Source organism: Mycolicibacterium chlorophenolicum (assembly GCF_001044235.1).
Lineage (GTDB): Bacteria > Actinomycetota > Actinomycetes > Mycobacteriales > Mycobacteriaceae > Mycobacterium > Mycobacterium chlorophenolicum.
Genome location: NZ_JYNL01000039.1, coordinates 1 through 14,103 on the forward strand (window position 1 = coordinate 1; position 14,103 = coordinate 14,103).

Consider the following 14,103-nt stretch of genomic DNA (forward strand, 5'->3'; position numbering starts at 1 on the left):
CACCAACGAGTACGCACCGACCGCGTCGACACCTACGGCACCTCACCCTGCGCGTCAACGGCAAGCTGCACCACATCAGCATCGGCCGCGCCCACGCCCGAACCCGCGTTCTGATGCTCATCCACGACCTCGACGTCAGGATCATCGACGCCTCCACCGGCGAGCTCATCCGCCACCTCACCATCGACCCCACCAGGGACTACCAACCCCGCGGCGTCCCCTGCGGCCGCCCACGAAAAAAGCCCTGAACCCCAACGAGGGTTCAGAGCTATTCGGATGTCTTGCAACATCACAAGCTCCTCGCCGGTCGAATCGAACCCACCCACGGAGAGCAGCGTGGGCCGCGGCATCTCCGAATCGTCGACGCGATAGAGATAGCCTGGCAGCGTCGTGCCTTCATACGTGATACGGACCCGCTCCACGCACAACCCGGACGCCTCAAGGAATTTCCAGAAGGTAGTGCGGCTGCCCTCGGAGGTGGTGTTGCGGCGCGGATCATCGGGCGCGAGAAAGAATTCCGCTGCCCGGTAGTAGTTACTGGCCCGCAAGTAAGCCTGCCCCGCAGAGAGGCAGTGCTTTTGGTGAAGGGAGTGCTCGGCAAGCGCCTCAATGCGCGATGCCGTGTCGTGCCACGCGCGATGCCAACTGTCGAAATCGCCTTCCTGGATCTGCTTCGCCGTTGCGAGCACTTCACCGATCTCCGAGCCACCCGACAGTCCGTAGCTGGCGGCGCGCAGAAGCTCAAACGAAAACGTCTGATCCGCAAAACGCAGCTTCACAAGTTCATCGCCTATAACGACGCCAAGATGCCCTGCATGGTAGCGATCTCCTGTTGCTGGGTGCTGACGATCGATCGCGCCAGCGCAACCGCGGCCGGGTACTGACCGGTGTTGATTTCGTTCTGCGCCGTGGCGATTGCACCCTGGTGGTGTCCGATCATCTGCGTCAAGAACAGTCTGCTTGCCTCCACGCCCTGCGCGTTTTGCAGCGCGGCCATGTCTTGCCCGGACATCATGCCGGTCATTCCGCTCTGGCTGGGCATGCCTGACATCCCCGGCATATTGCCTTGGTTGGGCATCATGGTCTGGCTCGGTGTTGCGCTCGGACTGGGCGTATCGGTGTGATGAGGGTCGCTGGGCGTCGTGCTCGGGCCAGGCATCTCCATTCCGGGCATCATCGGCATCATCGGCATCGTCGGCTGTCCCCACTGGCCCAACCAGGTCTGCATTTGTTGAATCTCGGGGCCCTGCGCGGCCTTGATCTCGTTGGCCAGGTTGACGACGCGAGGATCGATCCCTTGCTTGCCCAGGACGATGTCGCTCATCTGGATCGCTTGCTGGTGATGAGGAATCATGTGCTGAGCGAACATGACGTCCGCTGGGTTGTGCGCCTCGGCGGCCGATGCTGACGTCGAGGCGCCCGAAGTCGTCTGACCCGACTGACTGGTGCCGGAGTTACCACAGGCAGCCACGTTGACCAGCGCCACCAAGGCGGCGATACCGATCGTCACAGTGCTTTTCCTCGTCACGAAACGTCCAATCTTTTGAGTGGAACCGCGCAATCGCGGACCCACTGTCTTAGCGTGCCCACCGGCGCCGGCCACGGACAAGGGCCAATAGTCCCCGTCCGGGGTTTCCACGGAGCAGCGACCGGGGGTCGGGAAACACGGTGACCCCCGCCTGGGCAGCCGCTGTTCGAAGATGCGCTGTTCGAGCGCGCCTTCGTCACCACTTCCCGTGGGCACCTGAGGCCGCGCGAGGACAAACGCGCTTCACCACCGTCGCGGGTCCGCCCGTGGACGTGAGCGCGGTAGCCGGGATCCGCGTCGAAGGGCATCTTGAAGCCTCACCGCCGGTCGTGGGAAGGAACCTGTCGTCGCGCATCGGGTTCTGCCGAAATCCCAGCCGTCGTCGATGCCAGCCCTCGAATCGTGGGGGTGCACCGTCTACGCACGCAAACAGTAGTAGGCCGGAATAGTCCGCCCCGCCGGTAGGTGCGTCAATGAAGGACTTTGGTCTGTCGCGATGGTGTCTTCGGTCCGCCGCATGGGCGACGTTGTGCCGTAGGCGCGGTCAGCTGACGGGCGCACTGTTGACCACGTAACGCCTCGCGAAAGGAATCACAGATGAAGTCTCAGCACATGCTCTGGTACGGAGCCGTTGTCGTCGCCGGCCTCGTCGCCGCGATCGCCCTCGGTGCCCCGGCCTCGACGGCTCTACTCGCGCTGGTTCTGCTGGCGTGCCCGGTGATGATGATGTTCATGATGGGCGGAATGGGCGGAGGACACGGCCACGGCTCGGATCAGGATTCCAGCAGCACGGACGACCATCGCGACTCTGCTGGGCGGTCATAGCCCACCCGAATTTTGCGTATTATTAGGAGGCTTCAGCCTCCCGGGGCTTCGCCCGCCGCCCGCGCGCATACCGCGCGCTGGCGTAAACCTCACTGGGCCGAAGGATGTGCGGCCGGGTTGCGCCGTTCTGGGATCGCGCGACAACACAGGTTGTAGGTCGGGACGAACACGACCGCGACGTAGAAACTGTAGATGAGGCTCCAGCCCAGCCCAGTCACGAAACCGATGTAGCTCCAGCTGAAGCCGGGAAACGCTGCGGCGAAGGCGCTATCAGTAAATGGTGACCGCGCCAGCCAATGCCAGAGGAAGCACAGCCCATACGTGATGGCACCAAACGCCGCCAACGCAGCCCCGACTCGCGTGATGCTCAATCTGTTCACTACCTACCCCTATCACTTTCGCGCGGCGAATCGTGCGTGCGAAGAACAATTGTTGTCGTGTTTCGACGACCCGGTAGGGCCCTTCTGCTTACTTGGAACCGCCAAAAGTCCCGATGTTCTGGCCTATCACAACGAGCGCCGCAAGCAACAGCAACAATATCCTCGTCTCGGCTGGCTCCATGTCTGCTCAAGTCCAGACAACCCGATCGTCTCCTGAACGATGTACAGAACGAACGACGTTGCGGCAAGACCTATCCCGAGCAGCCAACCGGCACGCTGGTCTCGCTGGATTGCGACAACCGCGAATGCCGCATCACGTCGGGCAAATGCCGCGACACGCAACTCTTCGCCCACTTCTGCCTCGCACGAGCCGACCTCCGCCCTGTTGCCCAGACGATCGATTCCCGGCGTGCTAATCCCGCCGGTTAAGCCGGACCTACGGCTGGGGTGCCATCCGAATAGCAGGGGCGTAATTGTGCCCGGTGTCGGATCGGCGGGCTATGTCGAGCGCGGATGAGTGAGCGCCGCGGGTCTGGATCTGCAGCAGCGACAGCCGTCTGTCGGTGCCGGCGCCCGGAGTGAACGTGCCTGCGGCAGCGCCGACGTCGATATAGCTGGCGGGTCAGGCGAGTGCGAGGAATAGTTTCTCTAGTTCGGCTTCGGTCATCGGCGTGGCACCGTCGGCGTGGTCGCCGGTGATGCATTCGCGCAGACCGGTCGCGACGATCTTGAAACCCGCCCGGTCGAGGGCCCGTGAGACGGCGGCGAGTTGGGTGACGACGTCTTTGCAATCACGGCCCTGCTCGATCATCGCGATCACCCCGCGAGTTGGCCTTGGGCGCGCCGCAACCGATTCAAAACCGCGGCGACGCTGTCTTCATCACCAACCATGGTGAACTTCCTTCCTACGTTCTGTGGGTTGTCAACGTTACCCGTGGGGGTGTACTTCCCGGGCCGGACACGTGCTCAACCCGCCGCCACCGGAGGCGCCCGGGCGATGAGCCGGCGTAGCGGACAGTGGGCGGTTCGGCGGCAGGTGACATACACGCCGGCGGCGATCACCGTCAGCCCGGCAGCCGCGACACCAACCGCTCGAGTTGTCTCCTGCGCGAGGATCACCGACGCCATTAGCAGGACGAACCAGCCGAAGAGCTTGCGCAACGCGTTCGGATCGACCATCCCGGTCAGCCGCCCCCCCGATCAGAGCGCCGACGACCGCCACGGCGGTGACCATTGCAGCCATGCGCCAGTCGATCTGCTCACTGGCCAGATGACCGGCCAGACCGGCGAAGGACTGCATCGCGATCACCACCAACGAAGTCCCGACCGCGGCGGGCACCGGCAACCCGGCCAGCAGGGCCAGCGCCGGTACCAGCAGGAAGCCGCCACCAGCGCCGACCAAACCGCTGACGGTGCCGACGCCGACACCGAGCAAAGCCATCCGCACCAACGGCGGCGGCCCAGCCGCGCTGCTCCCAGGGGTGTTCTTGCGGCCACGCAGCATCGCGGCCGCCGCGGCGATCATGATCACCGCGAACGTGATCAGCAGAACGGTACCCGGGATGAATCGGGCCAGCAGACCCCCGCCGTAGGCCCCGGTCATGGCCGCCGCACCAAAGGGCAGCGCGACGCCCCACCGCACCCGCCCGGCCCGCATGTGGGCGATCGCGCCGACCGCGCTGGTGACGCCGACCACCAGCAGGTAGGCGGTGATCGCGTGTTTGGCGTCCAGCCCCCCGATATAGGCCAGCAGCGGGACGGTCAGGATCGAGCCGCCCCCGCCCAGCAGTCCCAGCGAGACCCCGACGAACATGGCCAGGGCAACAGTCAGCGCGATCATGTCGGCTAGCTCGCTGTCGCGTTCTGCGCGGCCGTGGTGTCGACAAGCTGGGCGATGATCGTCTGGGAATCACATGCCCGGTCGCGGTTGTAGGGCAGACGCGACAACAGCATGCCCATCGCACAGGTGTTGGTCAGTGCCGCCGCGGCCAATCCACCGCCCATGGCGGCGGCCAACCACTTGAGCTTGGGCACGGCGATGCTGCCCAGGATGCTGGTGAACACGATGGAGCCGGCCGCCAGGCGGACCTGGCGTTCCAGATCCCAGCGTTGGGCGCCGCGATTGACGTCGAAACCCTTGCCCTCCCACGCGTTAATGCCGCCTTCAAGGATGTGTACGTTGCCCAGTCCAGCCCCTCGCAGAAGTGAGCTCGCCGTGCGCTGCGCGCTGCCTGGAGCGGCACACCAGCACCACGTCCTGGTCGAGGTGTTTGACGATGTCCTCGCGATGTTCGCGCAGCAGATCAAGCGGCACGTTGTAGGCGCCGGGGATGTGCGCGGTCTGGTATTCCGCGGGCGTGCGCACATCAAGCAGGCGCGGCGGCCGACCGGATCTGAGCAGGCTCCGTAGCTGCGCAGGGTCGATGGTCATTGTGCTCACGAAGCTCATGTGGCCCTCTCTGTCGGTGTCGAGGCGGCCATACCCTTGCCAGGGTGATACCACCAGGGGTATGTTCGTCATCATGCTACACATACCCCGGCGGGTATCTTCAACCTCGGGATGAATTACCCCCATCGGTATCGTTGAACTTGGCGAGACGGGTCCTGGAGAACCCACGGAGAGAAGGAAAGACGATGATTCTGCAGCAGTACTACATCGAGTGCCTGTCACACGCGTCGTATCTGATCGGCGACGAAACCACCAGGCGCGCAGTCGTCGTCGACCCGCGCCGCGACATCACCGAATACCTGACTGATGCCGAGCGTACGGATTGGCGATCGAAGGCGTGATCAACACGCATTTTCATGCAGACTTCGTCTCGGGTCACCTGAAGCTGGTGGAGGCGACCGGGGCGTGGATCGGGTTTGGTGCGGCCGCCCAGACCGACTACCCGATCCGGCGACTGGCCGACGGGGAGCACATCTCGCTGGGCGAGGTCGACTTGGAGATCCTGTCGCCCCCCGGGCACACCTGGGAATCGATCAGCGTGCTGGTGCGCGAACACCGCGGTGCCGAGCCGGTCGCGGTGCTGACCGGGGACGCGCTGTTCATCGGCGACGTAGGCCGACCCGATCTGGTCAACCTCGGCGACAGCTCAACCACCGACTTGGCGCGGGCGATGTATCACAGCGTCCACGACAAGCTGTTGGCGTTGCCCGATGACGTCACCGTCATGCCAGCCCACGGCGCCGGCTCCTCGTGCGGCAAGAACCTGTCGGCCGAGCTGACCTCCACGATCGGTGAGCAGCGCGCCACCAACCCGTCGGTGCAGCCGATGACCGAGCACGACTTCGTCGAGCTGATCACCCACGGCCAGCCCGCAGCGCCGTCCTACTTCACCGTCGACGCGGCCATGAACAAGCGCATCCACCCGCTGCTAGACCAGACCCGCACGGTTCCCGCGCTGAGGCCGGAGCAGATCCGGACGCCTCTCGACGACGGCGTGCGGGTGATCGATGCGCGCAGCGTCGACTACTTCGCGGCCGGACATCTGCGCGGCTCTGTCAACGTCGGGTTCGACGGCCGCTTCGCCGAAACCGGCGGCGTGGTCGCCGATATCGGGGACAAGATCGCACTGATCGCGTACCCGGGCGACGAGCAGGCCGCCGCGCTGCGGCTAGCCCGCGTCGGTTCGGACAACGTCACCGGATATCTCACCGTCGACCGCGACGGCGTCTTCCCCGGGGAGTTGTCCGACCTCGTCCAGACCGCACCGCGCGTCACGGTCGCCGAGCTGGATCGCCTGCTCGCCGAAGACGCGGTGATCCTGATCGACATCCGCAATCCCGGCGAGGTCGACCAGGGCAGCATCCCCGGCGCGATCCACATCCCGCTGGCGCAGCTGCGAGCCCGGCTTGACCAGGTGCCAACCGATAGATCGATCGTCGTGCACTGCGCGGGAGGCTGGCGCTCCAGCGTGGCCGCCTCGCTGATGCGGGCCAACGGATTTGAGCGCGTGTCGGATCTGGTTGGCGGTTACAACGCCTGGGCCCAGACCCATGCCGCCGTCTAATCATTAGCCCTTACACCCTGTTTGAAAGGACGCCTTGATGCCGACCGGAAGTCTCACCCTCGACGATTTCGAGGCGACGATCGTCGACAATCCGATCGTGCTAGTCGACTTCTGGGCATCGTGGTGCGGCCCCTGCCGGGCCTTCGCCCCGGTCTTCGAGGGCTCCGCCCAGGCGCACCCCAATATCGTGCACGCCAAAGTCGACACCGATGCCGAAGCTGAACTCGCCGCAACCGTCGGGATCCGGTCAATTCCGACGATCATGGCGTTCCGCGACAGTGTGCTCGTCTACACCGCGGCCGGGGCAATGCGGCCGACCGTTCTCGAGGACCTCATAACGCAAGTCCAGAACCTCGACATGGACCACGTCCGCGGCGAAATCGCCGCCCACCACACCGCCGCGTCGGCATAACCCACAACCCTGGGAAGGGAATAATGTGTAACCCCATACGCTGCCCGAACTGCGGTAAGACCGGGTGGGCCGGCTGCGGCCAACACGTCGACGCCGTCATGGCCAGCGCGCCCGCATCCCAACACTGCACATGCCCGAGGGATCCGGGCCCACAAGCTGAACACCGGCGTCACCAGAGCATGGCTTCACCGCTGACCGCGCGGGGCCATTGGGGCCTCAGAGCCGGGGACCATCGGCCCTACGAACCGGCAGGGCGTGAGCCCATGCTCGAAACCACGCGACCCTCGCGACGCGACAACGATGAAGGGATACGCCGATGATGTACGGCGGAGACGGCTGGATGTGGAACGGCGGCTGGGGTTGGGGCGGATGGATCCTGATGACTCTGGTGATGGTGGCGTTTTGGGGCCTGGTGATCACCGCGGTGGTCTTGGCGGTCCGCTACCTGGCCGGTGGCGGCAGCCACCACAACCGTGCCGGCGGCGGGTCAGCGCCAGCCGACAGCCGCGCCGAAAACGTGCTGGCCGATCGCTACGCCCGCGGTGAGATCGACGTCGATGAATACCGGCAGCGTCTCACGCTAATTCGCGAAACCCGTTGAATCCCATAGGTTTTCACCGACTGCGGCTCATTTTGATCATCGCGTTCACCGCTGCGGTGCTCGGCGTGGGAACCACCGCGGTGGTGGCCGCCGCCGGATTACGTGGCCCACGCGGGCCGATCCAGTTGGCTTGGCCAGCCTCGTGCCCGACCCCGACGCTGACAGGCGCGGTGGTCGACGTCACCCTCACCGACATGGGCGCCATGATGGGACCAGCCATGATGGGCTCCGGTGGCAACGGACGGTACGGCCCCGCCATGATGGAGCCCGGCTGGGACGGGCCAAATGCCCCGGCAGCACCGCCCAACGGGTACGGCTGGCAGAACGGATACCCGGGGCCGGGTATCCGTCATGATGCGGATTTTCGCCAACCCGGCCACCGTGCCGGCGGGCCCGGTGTCGCTGCGAGCCCGCAACACCGGGATGATGATCCACGAAGTCATGGTGCTACCGCTTGGCAGCAGTCGCTCACCGGGACAGCTGGCCATCGGTGCCAATGGTCAAGTCGACGAATCTGCCAGCCTCGCCGAGGCGCCGCCCGCAGCTGCGGCCCCGATGACGGTGACGGCATCCTGCCCGCAACCACGGGCTGGACCACCGTCACCTTGACCCCTCGCCGCTATGAACTGCTGTGCAACATCGCCGGGCACTACGCGGCGGGCATGTACACCGAGCTCGATGTCATCAGCAACCGCTGATCATCGCCGATTCCCGACGGCGCGAAACGGGAGCTGGTCGACCCACCACAGTCCAGCTAACACAAGAAAGGTACCGGTTATGACCATCGCACTATCGACCACCGTGCACACATCGTTCGACGACGCGGTCCAACGAACTCGTGAGGCGCTCGCGCAGAACGGGTTTGGCGTGCTCACCGAAATCGACGTGAAGGCGACCTTGAAAGACAAGCTCGGCGCCGACATGGAGAACTACATGATCCTGGGCGCCTGCAACCCACCGCTCGCGCATCAGGCGGTCACCGTGGACCCACAAATCGGGCTGCTACTGCCGTGCAACGTGGTCGTGCGCGCCGACCCAACCGACCAGAACACCGTGATCGTCGAGGCGATGAACCCGCGGCTACTGGTCGAAGTCACCGGCGAGGCTGGCCTGGAACCGGTGGCCGACGAGGTCGCCGCCAAACTGCAGGCCGCCATCGATTCCCTCGCCACATCGCAGGTCTGTACCTCGGCGCCGTAACCATCACGATATCGGTGCCCGTACCGGCCGCCGTCGCGCTGCTCGTGCTCGCGGCTCTGCTCAGTGGCGCACTCTATGCCGACCTCATCATGATGCCCACATTCAAAATCCCTGCACTGCGTCGCCTCTGGCGCACACCCTCCGGCAGCTAGCGGAACCCGGACTGGAACCCGAGGACCGGACTGGGTTCCTAGGACGACTCGGAGGGTCCTGTTGCTGTGTCTGGGCCCCGCAGCCATCGTGGATGCTCGCCGTCGCCGAGCAGTTCCAGGCGCCGCCACAACACGCTGGTAGGGATGGCCTGGCTCACATGAGAAGCGCACGCAGCCACCTGCCGGCTGCGAGTCACGGGCAATTCGATATCGATGTTGACCGCCGGGGGTTCGACGAAGCCGGTTTCGTATTCCCGATTGAGCTGGTCGGCGACCGTGTTGGGCAGGGTCCAGCCCAGAACGGGCAGGTTCAGATCCGACGCCGCACGCAGCGCCGCGGCGGATGCGGCGGCGTGGTCGTGATGACCGGTCACGCCGCTGGGGTCGAAGACCAGCAGACCGTCGGCGTGGGCGGCACCTGCCGCGTCGATCACTTCGCCGACCAGGCGGCTGCCATGTACCCGCTCGAGGCCACCGTCGGGGGTAATCGCGCAGCGTGTGGTCGGCAACACCCAACATCCGGGCAGCGGCCGCGACTTCGCGACCACGCAGCTCGGCGAGGTTGCCCGCAAAGCTGTGTACGGTTGACGCCTCGCCATGGGTCAAACACAAAACCGAGGTCCAGGCCCCCGCCCGGTTGAATGCGTCAAGGATCGCTCCCGGGCCGAAGGACTCGTCATCAGGATGTGCTACGACAGCCAGCACCGCACTCCACGCCGGCAGCGCCCCGGGCGCGGGCTCGGGCCGCGGCTCGCCGCTCATCACCTACTCCTCGCACGGACGTTCACAACAAATGCCGATTGGGGCCGTCATGCAACGCACCGCAGTCATAAGGTAATACGCCGCGAGGTAAACACTCCGGGACCGGTCCAAATGAGGCCTCAGGTTCAACGCCTCGTACTGGCCCAGCCCGGGCAGGGCCTCGATCCCCCCGCGATTTTAGTTCGATGACCTCGACCAACTTTCCCATCTACCCTCGGCGATGCGAATCGGCCCGCGCCCCTTGATACCCTGCTGCTCCGGCAGATCCGTAATCCTGTGATCGGTGAGTATCGGGTGATGCTCGGTCCCGGACCGAGAGTTGTGGGGCCAAATTTCTCGGCCAAGTGCGGCTGGCTCAATCCGTCATAACCAGCCAGGGCACCGCGCAGCCGGGTATAGGGCCTGCCGCCTGATGGCGAACCTTCTGACCATCAACTACGGGCTTTGCGGGCGGCGGCTCATCCCGCCTGGGCCTTCGAGGTCCACTTCGTGACATGTGTAAGTGCTTCCACAGGGCTCGGCCGTCGTCGTGCTGCTATCAGTGGGATAGCGGTCGACATCCAAACTCTCCCAATGGTTCGTGCTGGCAGCCGGGCAGCGCGGTCGCTGCTGCAGTGTCGTTGAGCGCAACCCGGAGGACGCGAGGACCACTGTCGCCATAGCCAGTCCCGACGGCGACAACTCAACCATGGTTGGAAATGCTGTTGTGATCCTCCGCCCATTGCCGACGCGGTCGCGCTGTGGCCATGAACGCGGCTGTCTACGACACACCGTGGCTTCAAGGGGCTTTCGACCCAGTACTAAGTGTCTTTGTACCGATGTCGCGGCCTCATCACTGCGTCCACCATTGCAGCAGACCGAAGAGGCGATGATGACGCGTCAACGTAAACGACTGATCGCCGCAGGCGCGATTGCGCTCGTGGTCGTCGCCGGGTCGGTGTTCGCCGGCGTTTCCGATTCGATCCTGCTGTTTATCAGCCTGGTGGTGGCAATGACGTCCATGCTCGTGCGGCACGGTGGACGTGGCGGCCATGTTAAATGCGGCTGGGGTCGGAGCTGGCCGACCACAAACACCCGCACGCCGCTGAGATCCGGCCGCACTCGCACGGCGCCACCGCCTGCCACTGCCCCCAAGCCCGCAAAGACGTGAAAAACAGACGTCTAGGTTGGGTGATGCTTTGGACGGTCCTGACAGGACAGGCGCGGTTCGAGCCGAACATTCGATAACGAAATGCGCCGCCGGGCGGCATGGAGACAACAAACAACAAGTGACCATCTTCCGGATTGAGTCAAAGGACACGTCATGAAACAGAGCGCAGCCACAACGGTTGACCGGACGATGTCGGCGGTGGAGCCCGCCTCGGCGTCGGTACTGACAGCTGAAGGCATTGAGAAGTCATTTCGCCGGCGCATTTGGCCGATGTCGCACCGCCAGCAAATACTGCGCGGCGTCGATCTCACCCTGAAACCGGGCGAGGTGGTCGGACTTGTCGGGGAAAACGGCTCCGGCAAGTCCACCATCATGAAGATCCTGGTCGGCGAGTTAGCCGCGGACGCAGGCACAGTCACCCGTTCCGGTGTGCTGGGCTACTGCCCGCAGCAGCCCGTCGTCTATGAACGCTTGACATGCGATGAGCACATTGAACTGTTCGCACGCGCCTATCGCATGACCCATGAAGCCGAACGGCGCGCGCGCCGAGACCTTTATGAGGCATTGGGGTTTGAACGTTACGCCGGCACCCGTGCGGATCGGCTCTCAGGCGGCACGCTGGCCAAGCTCAACCTCACGCTGGCCATGCTGGCCGATCCGCCGGTGTTGCTGCTCGATGAGCCTTACGCCGGATTCGATTGGGACACCTATCTGAAGTTCTGGGATCTGGTGGGCCGCCGGCGCGACGACGGACGCTCGGTGCTGATCATCAGCCACTTCGTCGCCGACGAACAGCGCTTCGATCGCATCGTCAAGCTCTGCGACGGACGCCTGTGCGCAGGGCAATGCGACACCGGCGAGGCCGGGCGATGACAACGGCGGCCCACGAACAGTGGCGGCCGACATTGCTGCTGACTCGCAGCTTCATCACCGACTATGTGCGCAACCCGGTAAACCTGATCATGCTGATCTTGGTGCCGCTGGTATTCGTGCTCGTCGCGGCCGGATCGATCGCCGACGCGATGGAACTGTTGCGGGGACGCCCCGGCGTCGCGACCCAAACCGCCACCGCAGGTTGGGCAGCCGGCTTCCTGTCCGGACTGGCGATGTACTTCCAGATCCGCTCGGCGCGAAGGGCGGACAAGCGGTTACAACTGGCTGGCTTACCCGCCGCGCGACTGCTCGCCGCCCGGGCGGGAACCGGTCTGCTCATGGCCGGTCTCGTCTCGGCAGTGGCGCTGGCCGCGTTGGCCGCCCGCACCGGCATCGACAACCCGGCACGGGTGATCGTGGGCACGCTGATGTTCGCCGTCATCTACCTCGCGATCGGCGCACTCATCGGGGTGGCGGTCGCCAATCCGGTCAACGGTGCGGTGATCATCTTGTTGGTCTGGATGATCGACGTCTTCGTCGGACCAGCCGGCAGCGGCGGTAACTACGTCGCCACCCGTTGGTTTCCTACCCATTTCGTCACGTTGTGGATGGTGGACACGCCGTCCCACCATGCCGGACGGCTCGGCGATCTCGGCCTGGCCTCGGTGTGGATGGTCGGCGCTTTGGCGGTGGCCGGCGCTGTGGTGGCGGCCGGGTCGCGCACCGGGCGACGGCGTCAGCGCACAGCCGGCCAGCTGGCGACCGCGCTGCAGTTCGGTCTGGTCGATCTGCGGCGCAACGCCGTCTTGCTGGCGCTGCTGGTGATCGTGCCGGCCGCGTTCGTGCTGCTGGCCAAGGCGACCACGCCGGGGCGGCCCCTGCTGGTGTCGGTCACCGAAAACGGCGCCACCTCCAGCCAGCCGTTCTGGTTTCCTGACGTGCACGCCGGAGCCATGGCCCCCATCGGCATCGGAGCGTTGGCCGCCCTGGTCGGGATGTTCGTCGTCGTCGACGCCGCCGGCGGGGACCGGCGCCTGCGGCTGGCCGGCTACCGCATCGGGGTCGTGCTGGCCGCGCGGCTGGGCGTGGTCGCCGTAGCCGCCATCGTCATCACCGCAGCCACAATGGCGGTCACCGCGACGGTCTTCGACGCCAAGCAATGGCCCGCATACATCGGCACCAACCTTCTGATCGCCGCCATCTACGCGCTGATCGGAGTCGTCATCGGCCCACTACTCGGCAAGGTCGCGGGGGTGTTCGTCGCATTCTTGATCCCATTCCTCGATCTGGGCATCATCCAAAGCCCGATGCTTCGCCCGGTACCTCAACAGTGGGCCCAGTTCCTGCCTGGGTACGGCGTCACCCGGGTGCTGTTCGACACCAGTCTCACCACAGGTTTCGACGTCATCGGGCCTTTACTCCTGGGATTGGGGTGGCTGGCTGGTCTGCTGATTGTCGCCGGGGTTGTCCTGGCCCGCGGTGGCAGGTCAGCGTGATGACCGCCGCCGCACGGCTTTTCGGCATCGGCGGCGCCATCCTGATCTGGACCGGGATGGGTTCTTCCTGTTGACTCGGCCCGCCCTGCGACCAGAGGACCTGCGGTACCTGTGCCCACCGCGAGCGAGATCGACAGTACCTGGCTCGCACCGACGTCCGCGATGCCTATCCGTCGGCCGTAGCGGTACTGGCAGTCGCAGGTGCGTCGCAGATCGGGGTGATCGCTGTGGTGAACTTCTTGCTGCACTGCGCATTTCGGTAGCCGCTCTCGGCTGCCGCGGCATTGTGGGTTGCGGCAAACCTGGTGGCCGTGGTGTCTTGATGTGTTGTGCAACCTGCGATACCGAGGCCATCGATCCAACGCGCGACGAAGTGCAGCGCGCCCAGCGTGTTTGAGGACGCCGAGAGGGAAGCCGAAATAGACCCGGTCTAGCGAAGCGCCGGCCGGCAATGGGCCGAACGACGCGGTTTCCGTGAAATCGCGGCCGCTGGTGCTTGACCGGTTGCCGCAGCCACAGCTATCGCGGCTTGTAGCCGACGCTCAGTGCCCTGCGTGATCGCGGAGAATCGCCAGCCGGTCGTGGTACTCGGTTTCACTGATTTCGCCGTGTGCGAAGCGATTGGCCAATACCTGGTCCGGTGTTGACGGCGGTGATACCGACCGAATCTGATCACCAGTGGTCAATCTGATCAGCGCGATGATGCCGAGA

At 65.0% G+C, this 14,103-nt stretch carries 12 protein-coding genes and 5 pseudogenes; 9 read left to right on the top strand and 8 right to left on the bottom strand.

All coding sequences use genetic code 11. The features are described from left to right. Nucleotides 1-32 precede the first annotated feature (32 nt). Both MCHLDSM_RS38155 and MCHLDSM_RS17445 read right to left on the bottom strand, forming a co-directional pair. Entirely contained in the window at nucleotides 33-779 is a 747-nt protein-coding gene (locus MCHLDSM_RS38155) for a hypothetical protein (protein ID WP_053083019.1), read from the bottom strand. 11 nt (nucleotides 780-790) lie between these two features. Beyond that, nucleotides 791-1,510, bottom strand: a complete 720-nt coding sequence (locus MCHLDSM_RS17445) for a DUF305 domain-containing protein (RefSeq protein ID WP_234714086.1) — start codon at nucleotides 1,508-1,510, stop codon at nucleotides 791-793. Nucleotides 1,511-2,125: 615 nt separating this feature from the next. On the opposite strand from MCHLDSM_RS17445, the gene MCHLDSM_RS17450 reads away from it, so the two are divergent. After that, nucleotides 2,126-2,353 (top strand): DUF2933 domain-containing protein, encoded by a 228-nt coding sequence (locus MCHLDSM_RS17450; protein ID WP_048471253.1) that lies wholly within the window; start codon nucleotides 2,126-2,128, stop codon nucleotides 2,351-2,353. Nucleotides 2,354-2,442: 89 nt separating this feature from the next. Here MCHLDSM_RS17450 and MCHLDSM_RS17455 read toward each other — a convergent pair whose 3' ends face one another. From MCHLDSM_RS17455 to MCHLDSM_RS17470, 4 genes and pseudogenes are all read right to left on the bottom strand, one after another. Next, nucleotides 2,443-2,733, bottom strand: a complete 291-nt coding sequence (locus tag MCHLDSM_RS17455; protein WP_048471254.1) for a hypothetical protein — start codon at nucleotides 2,731-2,733, stop codon at nucleotides 2,443-2,445. A 622-nt stretch (nucleotides 2,734-3,355) separates the two neighbouring features. Then, nucleotides 3,356-3,624 (bottom strand): annotated as a pseudogene (locus tag MCHLDSM_RS17460) (metal-sensitive transcriptional regulator). Nucleotides 3,625-3,699: 75 nt separating this feature from the next. After that, nucleotides 3,700-4,573, bottom strand: a pseudogene (locus tag MCHLDSM_RS17465) (sulfite exporter TauE/SafE family protein). A gap of 5 nt (nucleotides 4,574-4,578) precedes the next feature. Continuing rightward, nucleotides 4,579-5,164, bottom strand: a pseudogene (locus tag MCHLDSM_RS17470) (rhodanese-like domain-containing protein). 203 nt (nucleotides 5,165-5,367) lie between these two features. On the opposite strand from MCHLDSM_RS17470, the pseudogene MCHLDSM_RS17475 reads away from it, so the two are divergent. The 5 genes and pseudogenes from MCHLDSM_RS17475 (at nucleotide 5,368) to MCHLDSM_RS17495 (ending at nucleotide 8,959) form a co-directional block, all read left to right on the top strand. After that, nucleotides 5,368-6,746, top strand: a pseudogene (locus MCHLDSM_RS17475) (MBL fold metallo-hydrolase). A 37-nt stretch (nucleotides 6,747-6,783) separates the two neighbouring features. Further along, the gene (gene trxA / locus MCHLDSM_RS17480) at nucleotides 6,784-7,158 is read left to right on the top strand and encodes a thioredoxin (protein ID WP_048471255.1); all 375 of its coding nucleotides are present in this window, start codon (nucleotides 6,784-6,786) and stop codon (nucleotides 7,156-7,158) included. Between the two features lie 316 nt (nucleotides 7,159-7,474). Further along, entirely contained in the window at nucleotides 7,475-7,759 is a 285-nt protein-coding gene (locus tag MCHLDSM_RS17485; RefSeq protein WP_048471256.1) for an SHOCT domain-containing protein, read from the top strand. A gap of 32 nt (nucleotides 7,760-7,791) precedes the next feature. Next, nucleotides 7,792-8,457, top strand: coding sequence for a hypothetical protein (locus tag MCHLDSM_RS17490; protein ID WP_234714087.1), 666 nt, complete (start codon nucleotides 7,792-7,794; stop codon nucleotides 8,455-8,457). A 79-nt stretch (nucleotides 8,458-8,536) separates the two neighbouring features. Next, nucleotides 8,537-8,959 carry a DUF302 domain-containing protein gene (locus MCHLDSM_RS17495; protein ID WP_048471257.1) on the top strand — a complete coding sequence of 141 codons (423 nt, stop codon included), beginning with the start codon at nucleotides 8,537-8,539 and terminating at the stop codon, nucleotides 8,957-8,959. 190 nt (nucleotides 8,960-9,149) lie between these two features. Here MCHLDSM_RS17495 and MCHLDSM_RS17500 read toward each other — a convergent pair whose 3' ends face one another. Together MCHLDSM_RS17500 and MCHLDSM_RS40470 are read right to left on the bottom strand one after the other, a co-directional pair. Next, a complete protein-coding gene (locus MCHLDSM_RS17500) occupies nucleotides 9,150-9,623 on the bottom strand; it encodes a hypothetical protein (protein WP_407661964.1) in 474 nt (157 codons plus the stop codon). Nucleotides 9,624-9,648: 25 nt separating this feature from the next. Continuing rightward, nucleotides 9,649-9,873 (bottom strand): annotated as a pseudogene (locus MCHLDSM_RS40470) (PIG-L deacetylase family protein); the annotation flags it as partial. 847 nt (nucleotides 9,874-10,720) lie between these two features. Between MCHLDSM_RS40470 and MCHLDSM_RS37775 the strand changes: the two are divergent. The 3 genes from MCHLDSM_RS37775 to MCHLDSM_RS17510 all read left to right on the top strand — a co-directional run bounded on the left by MCHLDSM_RS37775 (nucleotide 10,721) and on the right by MCHLDSM_RS17510 (nucleotide 13,392). Beyond that, the gene (locus MCHLDSM_RS37775; protein WP_131722651.1) at nucleotides 10,721-11,023 is read left to right on the top strand and encodes a hypothetical protein; all 303 of its coding nucleotides are present in this window, start codon (nucleotides 10,721-10,723) and stop codon (nucleotides 11,021-11,023) included. Between the two features lie 153 nt (nucleotides 11,024-11,176). Beyond that, nucleotides 11,177-11,896 carry an ABC transporter ATP-binding protein gene (locus MCHLDSM_RS17505; protein WP_082168945.1) on the top strand — a complete coding sequence of 240 codons (720 nt, stop codon included), beginning with the start codon at nucleotides 11,177-11,179 and terminating at the stop codon, nucleotides 11,894-11,896. Beyond that, entirely contained in the window at nucleotides 11,893-13,392 is a 1,500-nt protein-coding gene (locus MCHLDSM_RS17510) for an ABC transporter permease (protein ID WP_048471291.1), read from the top strand. The genes MCHLDSM_RS17505 and MCHLDSM_RS17510 overlap by 4 nt, the downstream gene beginning before the upstream one ends. The last annotated feature ends 711 nt before the right edge of the window (nucleotides 13,393-14,103 follow it).

Excerpts from the sequence above, each read along its gene's own strand:
- MCHLDSM_RS17450 (WP_048471253.1), top strand. The coding sequence starts at position 2,126 with ATGAAGTCTCAGCACATGCTCTGGTACGGAGCCGTTGTCGTCGCCGGC.
- MCHLDSM_RS17505 (WP_082168945.1), top strand. The coding sequence starts at position 11,177 with ATGAAACAGAGCGCAGCCACAACGGTTGACCGGACGATGTCGGCGGTG.
- MCHLDSM_RS17510 (WP_048471291.1), top strand. The coding sequence starts at position 11,893 with ATGACAACGGCGGCCCACGAACAGTGGCGGCCGACATTGCTGCTGACT.
- MCHLDSM_RS17495 (WP_048471257.1), top strand. The coding sequence starts at position 8,537 with ATGACCATCGCACTATCGACCACCGTGCACACATCGTTCGACGACGCG.
- MCHLDSM_RS17485 (WP_048471256.1), top strand. The coding sequence starts at position 7,475 with ATGATGTACGGCGGAGACGGCTGGATGTGGAACGGCGGCTGGGGTTGG.
- trxA (WP_048471255.1), top strand. The coding sequence starts at position 6,784 with ATGCCGACCGGAAGTCTCACCCTCGACGATTTCGAGGCGACGATCGTC.